The sequence below is a fragment of the Bradyrhizobium sp. WSM4873 genome, assembly GCF_055811355.1.
Window position 1 is genome coordinate 107,125 of the sequence record NZ_JBVVPS010000024.1, and the last position, 10,699, is coordinate 117,823.

The following is a 10,699-nucleotide window of genomic DNA, read 5'->3' on the forward strand; positions in this document are numbered from 1 at the left end:
TCCCCTGGAGTCAAGGAAAAGCCGGCGAAAACGGCCCGGATTTGAAGCATTTGGGCCCGATCCGGCCCCGCTGGCGAATTTCCGACGACGTCGCAACCAACGGGTTCCCCCGCCGTTGTCCCGGCGAATTCAGTCACACGGGCAAGGGGCTACCATGGCAACAGACGAGCTGGTCAAGACGACGACGGGCATCGCCCATCACGGCGCCGAGCGGCTGCCGTCGGTGGATATCGACAGCTTCAACATCGAGATGAGGGACGACGAAGGCTTCATCGGCGACCGCGCCAGCAAGGGCGCGTTCCGCGAGATCCTCGAGCGCTGGCGCAAGCCGCTGCGCAAGTCCGGCGAGGACCCGTTCGGCAAGGAACCGTCGGACGAGATCAGCAAGAAGACGCTGGACGCCATCCTGGTCGGCGACGACACCGAGGCCTGGGCGGTGGTGCACAGCGCCATCGAGGATTTTGCCCAGGAGCTCGCTTACGTCACCCGCCGTTTCCTCAAGTCCAAGGCCTGGGCCAAGACGGAGCGCATCGTGGTCGGCGGTGGTTTCCGCGATTCCCGGCTCGGCGAGCTCGCGATCGCGCGCACCGAGATCATCCTCATCGCTGAGGGCTTCAAGATCGACATGGTGCCGATCCGCCATCACCCCGACGAGGCCGGCCTGATCGGCGCGCTGCATCTGGCGCCGTCATGGATCTTCGAAGCTCATGACAGCATCCTCGCCGTCGATATCGGCGGCACCAACATCCGCTGCGGCCTGGTGGAGACCAGCTGGAAAAAGGCGAAAGACCTGTCGAAAGCCAAGGTCGTGAAGTCCGAGCTGTGGCGTCATGCCGACGACGAGCCGACGCGCGAAGGCGCGGTGAAGCGGCTCACCAAGATGCTGAAAGGGCTGATCACCGAGGCCGAGAAGGAAGGCTTCAAGCTGGCGCCGTTCATCGGCATTGCCTGTCCCGGCGTGATCAACGCGGACGGCTCCATTGAGAAAGGCGCGCAGAACCTGCCGGGCAATTGGGAGAGCAGCAAGTTCAACCTGCCGGCGAGCCTGCTCGAGGGCATCCCTTCCATCGGCGAGCACGACACCGCGATCCTGATGCACAATGACGGCGTGGTTCAGGGCCTCTCCGAGGTGCCGTTCATGCAGGACGTCGATCGCTGGGGCGTGCTCACCATCGGCACCGGGCTGGGCAATGCCCGCTTCACCAACCGCCGCAAGGACAACGGCAAGGACAAGGATAACGGCAAAGACCGCGATTCCACGGAGAACGGGAAGAAAAAAGCCAAGACCGACAAGGAGTAACCTTGACTGGTTAGGTTAAGGACCGGATTGCGTTGCGGTGCACTGGCCGCACGCTACGGTCGGAACCGTCGCCTCACCTGGCTGGCGAAGCCGCCCTTCCCAGCCAGTATTTCAATGAGCGGCACCGGGACCGCCAGTGTTTACCGCGTCTGGCGGTCCCACCCCTTTTTCAGCGCATAATGAATGAGACGGGCTCGCGCCTCGATAAAGGTGCGTTCCCTCCCCCGCGATTGTCTCGCCGAAGCCCGCCTTCGGGCGAAGGCGGATGTGGGGGAGGGCCAGGGAGGGGGGTAGCCCAGGAAACGGTGCCGGTTATTGATAGCGCGGCGAGAAACAGAGCGGAAGCGGTGAAACAGGCAGCGGATTTTCCCCTTTCGCGCCTTGTCTGGCCCGCCGTCCTCGCCTATTAACGCCCGAACCACAGGGGCCATGCTCCTTACTTGGCGCCTTCAGGAGAGGTGGCAGAGTGGTCGAATGCACCGCACTCGAAATGCGGCATAGGTGCAAGCCTATCGGGGGTTCGAATCCCTCCCTCTCCGCCAGTATTGAGATCCTATCCGACACTTGCTTCGCGCAGAAACCTTGAAAAGTCGCGCTTCCGGCCTGCGTGAGTGTGCAAGTGCGGAAGCGTGTATCCCCCGAGGTAGTCCATGACCACGCAGCCCCGAATACGGGCAGCACCAGCCGCCGGCGAGGCGCGCCGACTTACCTTGTTCGTCGGCTTGGGTCGCAGCAGGCGATGCATTAGCCGAACTGGTATTTGGCGGTCAAAGGCTCGCCGATGCCGGCGTACGTCGCGCGAGTGCGCCCTCGATGAGAATGGACGCTCGCCGGCGTGGTTCGCTGAATAGCGGGCGGATTGCCACCTAGTTAGTTGTAGCGGATAGAGGTTGCAGATGGCAGGAGCCTAGGAAAATCACTCCACATCAAACATTTCTCGAATGGCATTTCGCTCGATCAGTCGTGAAAATCTTTTGTAATTGTGATGATCTTTCTGCCAACGGCCAGCGGCAATGGAGGGGTGAACGCGGGCACGCGCTGCGAGTGTTGTAAGATCATCAAACGTTGTCTCCGGGCCCCAATTAATCTGGTTCAGAATATCTGAAGGGATGAGGGACTCTCTTGCGAGGTCATCGGCTTCGCGTTCGTATTCGTCCTCACTACGAATTTCCATATCGTCGATGAAAACCATGTCACCCTTTACGAGCGTTGCAAAATGAAGCGCGACGTGTGCGCAATCACCACCGACAAGACGAGACGGACATGCAATCTTCCGGCAGCGGCTGGGGCAACGGGCTTCTTGGCGTCATCATCTTCAGCGGCTCGCTGCCGGCGACGCGGGTGGCGGTCGGCGGGTTCTCCGCGCTGTTCCTGACCTCGGCGCGCGCGGTCATCGCGGCGCTGATCGGTGTGGCCGTGCTCTTCCTGCTCCGTCAGGCGCGGCCTCAGCGCAAGGATCTCGTCTCGCTCGTCATCGTCGCCATCGGGGTCGTGGTCGGTTTTCCCCTGCTGACGGCGCTCGCGCTCCAGCACATCACCTCGGCGCATTCGATCGTCTTCATCGGGCTATTGCCGCTGTCGACCGCGATCTTCGGCGTGCTGCGCGGCGGCGAGCGGCCGCAGCCGATGTTCTGGCTGTTCGCTGTTCTCGGCAGCGCCACCGTCGCGGGTTTTGCGCTGTCCAACGACGGCACCGCATCGCTCACCGGCGATCTGCTGATGGTCGCGGCGATCGTGCTGTGCGGGCTCGGCTATGCCGAAGGCGCCGCGCTGTCGCGCCGGCTCGGCGGCTGGCAGGTGATCTCCTGGGCGCTGCTGCTGTCGCTGCCGCTGATGCTGCCGGTCGCGATTCTCACCTGGCCGTCGACATGGAGCGGCGTCAGCGTGCCCGCCTGGATCGGGCTCGCCTACGTGTCGGTCTTCAGCATGTTCGTCGGTTTCATCTTCTGGTACCGCGGGCTCGCGATCGGCGGCATCGCCCGCGTCGGCCAGTTGCAGCAGCTCCAGCCGTTCTTCGGCCTCGCGCTGGCAGGCTGGCTTCTGCACGAACCGGTTGCCTGGAGCATGATCGTGGCGACCGCACTGGTGGTCGCCTGCGTGTTCTTCGCGCGGCGGTTTGCCTGAGACCGCCTCACTCTCACCCCATCACCGTCCGCGTCAGCGTGCTCCGCGCAAACTTCTTCAGCGGCATCGGCTTGCCGAACAGAAAACCCTGCACGAGGTCGAAGCCGAGCTCGTTGGCGGCGACCAGGTCGGCGCGGCTCTCGACGCCCTCGGCGACGGCGTGCACGCCATAGCCATGCGAAAGCTCGACGATGTGGCGGCACACCGTGCGCTTGAGGCGATCAGTGCCGCTGCCGGTGACGAAGTGCCGGTCGGCCTTCAGCTTGATGAAAGGAATTTTGCCCAGGTCCATCAGCGACGGCCAGTTGGCGCCGAGATTGTCGACCGACAGGCCGATATTGTGCAAACGCAGTTCGCGGGCGACCTCGACCAGGAGATCGAGGTCGCGGATCGCCTCCTCGCTGTCGATCTCGATCGTCAGCCCGCCGAACGCCGGATGCGTCGGCATGCGGCGGCAGAGATCGCGCACGGCCTGCGGCTCCTTCAGATATGACGCCGGCAAATTGATCGCGAGGTCGACCGGACTCTGCTGCTCCAGCAGATAGTGCCAGTCCTGCATGGCGCGCTCGATCACGAATTCGGAGAGGTCGCGCAGATGCGGGTCGTGCTCTTCGGGGATGAAATAGGCCGGCGGCACCACGCCCCAGGTCGGATGCCGCATCCGCACCAGCGCCTCGGCGCCGTTGCGGATCAGCGTGCGCGCGTCGATCTTGGGCTGGTACCAGAGCTCGAGCCAGCCGGCGTGCAGGGCCTCGCCGACATGCACGGCCGGGCTCGGCGCCGGCTCCTCGGGCAACAGCATCGCGACACGGTCGCGCAGCGTCTCCGCGGCAAAGGGCGTGGTCAGCGGCGGCAGCATCTTGAGGCCGTATTCCTCGCCGACCTGCTGCACCGCCTTGACGATGATCGACTCGCGGGCGCCGACAGTCAGAACCCTGCCGTCGAAGGCCTCGCGCACCAGCGTCTCCAGAAATTTGCCGGGCTCGATGCCGTCGGCGGCGATGCCGAGCAGGATCAGGTCGGGCAGTTCGCTCGTCAGCACGCTCTGCAGCTCCTCGGCGCTGGCGCATTCGGTGGTGACGAAGCCGAGATCCTCCAGCACTTCCGCGAGAAACGCGCGCAGATGGCGCTTGCCGTCGGCCACGCAGGCGCGCGGCTTCATCTTTCGCCGTCCGAAGGTCTTCGGCCTTCGTTCGGCGAGTTCTACAATGTCGTCGTTCATCGCAAGCACTCCCGTTCCGTGCGGTGTGTTAGCGACGTGAGCAGTTTCAAATATGGAAGGCTTCAGTCGATTGTCGAATTATCTGGGTAACGTTAAAGCACCCATCATGTCTAAAATTGTCTGCGTCTCGGTCGAGAAGTTTTTACGTCTGCCCGCGCACCGGGCGCAGGGTTGCGCCAATCACTGGAGATTTCGCGACGTGCCGTGCGGCTGCATGCACGCGCACTGTCCTGCAATTGGACCAAGCCGCGCGCGCCTCGCCCAACTGAATAATGGAGCGCCTCAATTGCGCGTCATGCGCGCATTTTTCCCGGCTCGCTCGTGACGGTTCTGCGACAACGCGCCGGTGCGCGCCGGCGCCAATGTGAAGCACATCACAAGCGGATTGCTGCACGTGCGCTATTGCTGTGGGCAGCCGGTGGTGGGCTGTCGAGGATCGCAGCAATGACGTCGCGGCGAATAATGTATTGGTGGTTCAGGTTCGTGCTGTCAGGGCGATTTCTCGATCGCTTCCTGTGCCTGCCGCGCGCGCATTAGCGCGGGATCAGGTTTGGCCGATCAGCTTGCGCAACGCGGCCGCGCCGTCCTCGATCGCATCGCGTCCCTTCCAGGCCAGATAGGACAGCTTTCCACCGAGCGTGTCGTGGCTGCGCAGCCGGCGCGAACCGAGAATGTGGCCGACATTGGAGGGGAAGCGGCTCACCTCGGCGGACACCAGCGCCGCGATCGCGTCCATCAATTGCTGGAGCCGAATGCCCCACTCACACTGCTCGATGCCGTCGATCCGAACCTTGAGCGCATATTCGGTCTCATAGATCTCGGCGAGCAGGTCGCGCGCGATCAGCACCCGGTTGTGCCGGAGCGCGATGCGCAAGGCGAGGCGCCTGTCGTCGAGCTGGTCGAGCACCATGTGAACGACGCAGGCATAGGGCGTGGCGGCGACATCGGCAGCGCTCTTGCTCGCGGCGGCCTTGGTGGCAAGGCGCACCAATTGCCAGAACGTCTTCAGCCGCCTCGCCACCAGCGTCAGCGCGAACGGCAGCGCCTCGGGATGGGCTTTCTTGAAGGCGTCCAATCGTGCGGTGATCTGATCAACCTGGCCGTCGTCGAACTTCGCGATCTTCTCGGGCAGCCTTTCGTTGAACTTCGGCAGCGCGGCGCCGGCGCGCAGGACATGTTGCATCTTCTTCACGTCGTCGAAGGCGGTGCGCGATGCCGTATATTGCGCGAGCTTGCCGCGCGCGAACTCGGTGCTCTCCGCTGATGCGAGGGTGCTTTCGAGAACCTTGACGACCTTGGTCTGGAAGGTCGATGCGATCTTTTGCACTTCCTTCGGGTTGTTGGCGGCGACCTGGTCGTTGATTGCCTTGATGTAGTCGCGCGCCATGGTCGGCAGCAGGTCGCGGCAGATCCACTCCCAGATCGGGGTGAGGGTGTTGCGCGAAATCCGCCCCATATTGGCATGCTCGGGCGCGCCGTCGATCAGGAGCAGCTCGAGCGGTGCAAAGAAATGGCGCGAGGGGCTGGTGGCGCGCGCCTGGCTCGATCCGTCCTTGCGAAATTCGGCGCGCAACCGGGACTGGAGGTCGGACGAGCCCGGCATGTCGATGCCGCACAGCTCCAGCCGTTCGAGTTCGCTGAGCAGGCAGCTACGCGACAGCGGCGTCAGCTTCTGCAGGAAGTTCGATAGCTGGTCGATCTCGTTCATGGCACGCAATCTTCCGCAACGATTCCAGCAGGCCTACCGGCCCAATGCATGGAGGCATTTGCGCGCTCTCAATTGCGACATAGAGAAGCAAGCCGCCGTTAATATATCCGTAAAATCCGGCGCCGGAGGTATTCGGCGCGGATCGGATCGTTAAGAAGGCTTCGGGTCATCCGCCCACCATTTGGGCAGGTTCCGCAACCTAAGAATGTCGAGGGACATTGCCACTCAAGCATAAAGTGTGCCTGTGCCGGGCTTTCAGCACAAAACTGCCAAATTCACCGTAGTCTTACGGAGCAAAAAGTTAACCACAGATCGCGTTGGGTTCCGCTAAACGAGTGACATGGGGTCACAGAATGATACGGCCACTGATTCGCGGCCGTCGGGATGGTACGAAAGCAACGCCGCTCCAACTGAAGAGCTCGATGTCGTCCGTCTGAACGCCGCCCGTGCCGAGGCGGCCGACGAAATGGCCGCCGCCATTGCCCGCGAGCTCAACGGTCCCCTCACGGCGCTCCTGCTCTACATGGGCGAGATCAAGCATCACAGCGATCAGCTCGCGCCGGTGACGGGCGACCGTGCCTATCTGCAGCGGGTGGTGGAGAATGCGCTGGTGCAGACCGAGCGGGTTTGTGGCCTCGTCAAACGGCTGGCCGGTTCGCCCACGGGCGGCCTGCCGACCGCGTCCAGGGCCGAGGACGCCGAACCAAAGCTCGCGCGCGCACCACAGCCGCAGCGCGTGCCGAGCGCCGAAATGCACGGCCTGTCAGGGCAGAAGCGGCTGACCAAGCGCGAGCGCGAAGTGCTGAGGCTGATCAGCGAGGGATATTCGAACAAGCAGGGTGCGCTTCGGATGCAGATCAGTCCGCGCACCTTCGAGAGCCATCGCGCCGAGGCTATGCGGAAGCTCGGTGCGCGCAACACGGCGGACCTCGTCCGTGCGGCGCTGCTGCATTCGATCGACTGAAGGCTCTTGCCCGGGCCGCCCGCCAGCGACGAGGCCCAAGCGTGAGACGTGGAAGACCCGGGGCTTCGACTACGCTCAGAAATAATCTTCGGCGAAGGGACGCGCGCGCGGCGAGGGTCGCAGCGGCTTGAGCTCCTCCTTCGGCACGTTGGGAATGATCGTGATGGTCCAGCGGGGCGGCATGCTCGATTCCTGCTCCAGCACCGAACGCACGAAGCCGGTCACCGTCGCCTCGCCAGCGGCCACCGTTGCCATCCGGCCGTTGAACTGTGCGATGCGGAAGCGGCGAACTTCTTTCTGGTCCGCGGTCTCGTAGGTGAACATGGAAACCCTCCTGGTTTCCGGCGACTATCGCTGCCTATGATTAGCCATCTGTGAAAATCCCAAGCCGTAGAAGTACGGCGGGCATGCACGCGTGAGTGGTTGGAGCGTTTTCGAGGGAAGTGAATACCGTTTGGCGTGAAGAAAACGCCTCAAATAAGAATCTAGTCCGCCGGCTCCTGCGCGCGTGCGGCGGCGTAGGCCGCGTCCATCAGGTCCAGGAGGTCGCGAAATCCGGCGTCGCCGAGCCTCTCCGCGGTCGTCTCCAGCCGCAGCGCCAGCACCGCGAGCCTGACATAGCCGAACGTTCCGGCCGCGCTCTTCAGCGAATGCGCTTCGCGCGCGATCCTGCCATGGTGCTGCGCGAGCGAGAGCGTGCGGAACAATTGCAGACGCGCGCAGGTCTCGCTCCAGAACACGTCGCGCACTTCGCAAGCACCGTCCTCGCCGATCTCGCGCACCAGCGCCTGATACGCGCCCGGTTCGCGCGTCGGCTCGGCATCGAGCGCTGTCTGCGCGGGCGCGACGGTGACTTCGAACATGGTTTGGCCTGCCTCGATCACGGTTCGTTTGCCGCCGGCCCGTACAGGCGCGCGCGGCACGTCCGTGTCTACGGCATCTGGATTTCAGTTCCGATAGCAGGACAATCCGCGTTTGCGGGCCGGAATTAGCAGCCGGTTTACCACGCCGCAGAACCGGTCAGCGCGGGCCGAGCAGCCGGTCATACTGCGCCTTCACGGTGGCGTAGCATTCGCACGCCGTCTGGCGCAGGCCGTCCAGGTTGAGGATCTGGATGTGTCCGCGGCTGTAGTTGATGAAATTCGCCTGCTGCAAGGTATTGGCGACCAGCGACACGCTGTTGCGCCGAGCGCCGATCATCTGTGCCATCGCCTCCTGGGTCAGCAGCAGCCGGTAGTCGCCGGAGAGGTCATGGGTGTGCAGCAGGCAGCGCGACAGCCGCGACTCCACCGGATGGGCGGCGTTGCAGCCCGCGGTCTGCTGCACCTGCGCGTAGACCGCCAGTCCGTGACGCGTGAGCAGCGTCCGCAGGGTGCCGCTCTGGTCGGCCGCGACGCGCAGCCGGTCGAGGTCCATCATCGAGGCGGAGCCGGGAACCAGCACGATGGCCGTGTTCAGCGCGCAGGCATCCCCCATGGTCGAGAGCGTTCCGAGCAGGCTGTCTCGGCCGATCATGGCGACTTGCACGTGCTCGCCCCTGGCGAGCTCCACCACCAGCGAGATGACGCCGCGATGAGGAAAGTAGGCGCGCTTGAGCGTTTCGCCGGTCTCGACCAGCACCGCGTCATGCGGCAGATCGCCCGTACGCAGGTGCGGGCGGATCAATTCATAATCGTCTGCCGACAGCGCGGACAGGAAGCCGTTGGAGGAACGCACCATCGTTTCCAAAGTAGCCTCCCGTCTCCCGGACCAGTGGGCCGCAGCCCCCGAAACTGCTTGCCGTCCGGGTAAGTTCCATCATGTTCCCGTCGGGATATATTGGCAATTGGGACAAGTTGTCCGATCGCAGTCAGCGCCGCTGCACGTCGGCCTCGCCAAGACAGATTCACTGACCATTTCCAAGGTGCCGAGCTGTTGTCCCAGCAGATCCAGATCGGTCGACTGGAGCATCGGTCGGAGGACGGTCGCGGTCATGGTTGATCCGATGCGTTTCGAACTGATCCGCGCCGCGTCCGGTTCGTCATCCGGTTGTGCGGCAGCAAACCTTATTGTAATGGTTGTGTCGCCCTGCGTATACCCGTTGGGGGGCAGACAAGCTGGGCCATTTGCGGCGGAAATGAGAATTGCCCGCTGATTCGCTCATCAGCCGGCGCGCCAGCCCTGCGACGTTGTGCAGGTAAAAGCGGCAAGGGGGCCTTCATGGGCCGGAAGCACTGCATCCGCGCTGTCATCGGACGCCGGTCGATCCGTGCACTCTCTTTGGTCGGACGAGTGGCTGCCGTCGTCAAACGCTGCTTCGGAGTTTGGCGCAGCGTGGCCGCAGATTCCGCGTCAATCTTCTTTCCCGCTCCGCCAAGGACGTTCTCAATAGTCCATTTCTCGAGCAAAGGAGCATGGCGTGCGCCACGGTTCAATTGTTGAATCGCCAAATCGGGAAGCTCAAACGGGGACAGAAGATCTGCGCCATATTCTCGTCGTCGACGACGACCCGATGGTCTGCATGGCCATCGAGGTCTATCTCCAGCGCAACGATTTTCGGGTGACGATCGCCGAAGGAGGGGAAGCCGGACTTCGCGCGCTCGAACACCAACAGTTCGATCTGATGATCATCGATATCTTCATGCCGCACATGCGCGGGTTCGAATCGGTCAGGATCTTTCACGAGGGCGCGCCGGCCGTTCCGCTAATCGCGATGTCCGGCTACGCGTTCGCAAATCTGAATTCGCCAGCCCCCGATTTCCTCCGGATGGCGCTGGAGCTCGGTGCGGCGCGGTGTCTGCGCAAGCCGTTCACGCCGCACGCGCTGCTCGCCGCCATCACCGATTGCCTGGCGGAGCACCGTCCCCACGGCGACCTCGTCTCGGCCGCGCGCCTGGGTTAGCGCCGGCACCGGCCGCAGTGGACGCGGGTAACGGTTCGTTTACCGCAAATGCGGGTCTTGCGTATCCCGGCAAAGCACCAAGCGAAAGTGGCGGGACCGCCGCGGATTGCAGGCGGTTCGATCCAATTCCGCGAAGACCGCGCATATCGTCCTTCACAAGCAGGGCTTTCCCGCGCGCCTGGTCCCGCTGTTATCGGCACGTTCACCTCACGCGTCTCGCCGTTGCGGCGTGGGGCCGGTTTTGCCGAAAAACGCTGTCGCATGCGGTCGAACGGCAAACTTGTCGTCAATATCCGTATTAGCACGGAGGATGAAATTAACGGGACCGTGAAAGGGGATGTCTAACGATCCAAGGTGGGGACTTCCGCTCATGCCAGCGCGGCTCGGGTGTCGAGGTCCAGATCCAGGTCAGTAAGGCGTAGCTCATGGATGATCTGTTGCGGGAGTTTTTGACGGAAACCAGTGAGAGCCTGGACACCGTGGACAATCAGCTGGTGAAG

10 protein-coding genes and 1 tRNA gene are annotated in these 10,699 nt (G+C 63.3%); 5 read left to right on the plus strand and 6 right to left on the minus strand.

Annotated elements, in window-relative coordinates; all coding sequences use genetic code 11:
* Positions 1-154: 154 nt before the first annotated feature.
* Positions 155-1,300, plus strand: a complete 1,146-nt coding sequence (locus AC0L21_RS27230) for an ROK family protein (protein ID WP_473264791.1) — start codon at positions 155-157, stop codon at positions 1,298-1,300.
* 452 nt (positions 1,301-1,752) lie between these two features.
* Positions 1,753-1,842, plus strand: a tRNA-Ser gene (locus AC0L21_RS27235).
* Between the two features lie 374 nt (positions 1,843-2,216).
* Here AC0L21_RS27235 and AC0L21_RS27240 read toward each other — a convergent pair.
* Positions 2,217-2,492, minus strand: coding sequence for a M78 family metallopeptidase domain-containing protein (locus AC0L21_RS27240; protein ID WP_473264793.1), 276 nt, complete (start codon positions 2,490-2,492; stop codon positions 2,217-2,219).
* Positions 2,493-2,563: 71 nt separating this feature from the next.
* Here AC0L21_RS27240 and AC0L21_RS27245 point away from each other — a divergent pair, with 71 nt between their 5' ends.
* Positions 2,564-3,424, plus strand: coding sequence for a DMT family transporter (locus AC0L21_RS27245; protein WP_473264794.1), 861 nt, complete (start codon positions 2,564-2,566; stop codon positions 3,422-3,424).
* A gap of 13 nt (positions 3,425-3,437) precedes the next feature.
* Here the strand turns inward: AC0L21_RS27245 and AC0L21_RS27250 are convergent, their stop codons facing one another.
* Both AC0L21_RS27250 and AC0L21_RS27255 read right to left on the minus strand, forming a co-directional pair.
* On the minus strand, positions 3,438-4,646 hold the full coding sequence (locus AC0L21_RS27250; protein ID WP_473264795.1) for an EAL domain-containing protein: 1,209 nt from the start codon (positions 4,644-4,646) through the stop codon (positions 3,438-3,440).
* A 544-nt stretch (positions 4,647-5,190) separates the two neighbouring features.
* Entirely contained in the window at positions 5,191-6,354 is a 1,164-nt protein-coding gene (locus tag AC0L21_RS27255; RefSeq protein WP_473264797.1) for a hypothetical protein, read from the minus strand.
* 340 nt (positions 6,355-6,694) lie between these two features.
* Between AC0L21_RS27255 and AC0L21_RS27260 the strand changes: the two genes are divergently transcribed.
* The gene (locus tag AC0L21_RS27260) at positions 6,695-7,318 is read left to right on the plus strand and encodes a helix-turn-helix transcriptional regulator (protein WP_473264799.1); all 624 of its coding nucleotides are present in this window, start codon (positions 6,695-6,697) and stop codon (positions 7,316-7,318) included.
* 75 nt (positions 7,319-7,393) lie between these two features.
* Here AC0L21_RS27260 and AC0L21_RS27265 read toward each other — a convergent pair whose 3' ends face one another.
* The 3 genes from AC0L21_RS27265 to AC0L21_RS27275 form a co-directional block, all read right to left on the minus strand.
* Positions 7,394-7,642, minus strand: a complete 249-nt coding sequence (locus tag AC0L21_RS27265) for a hypothetical protein (protein ID WP_007604412.1) — start codon at positions 7,640-7,642, stop codon at positions 7,394-7,396.
* Positions 7,643-7,803: 161 nt separating this feature from the next.
* The gene (locus AC0L21_RS27270; RefSeq protein ID WP_473264800.1) at positions 7,804-8,181 is read right to left on the minus strand and encodes an Hpt domain-containing protein; all 378 of its coding nucleotides are present in this window, start codon (positions 8,179-8,181) and stop codon (positions 7,804-7,806) included.
* A gap of 157 nt (positions 8,182-8,338) precedes the next feature.
* The gene (locus AC0L21_RS27275) at positions 8,339-9,037 is read right to left on the minus strand and encodes a Crp/Fnr family transcriptional regulator (protein ID WP_473264801.1); all 699 of its coding nucleotides are present in this window, start codon (positions 9,035-9,037) and stop codon (positions 8,339-8,341) included.
* A 739-nt stretch (positions 9,038-9,776) separates the two neighbouring features.
* Here AC0L21_RS27275 and AC0L21_RS27280 point away from each other — a divergent pair.
* Positions 9,777-10,199, plus strand: coding sequence for a response regulator (locus tag AC0L21_RS27280; protein WP_473264805.1), 423 nt, complete (start codon positions 9,777-9,779; stop codon positions 10,197-10,199).
* Positions 10,200-10,699 lie beyond the last annotated feature (500 nt).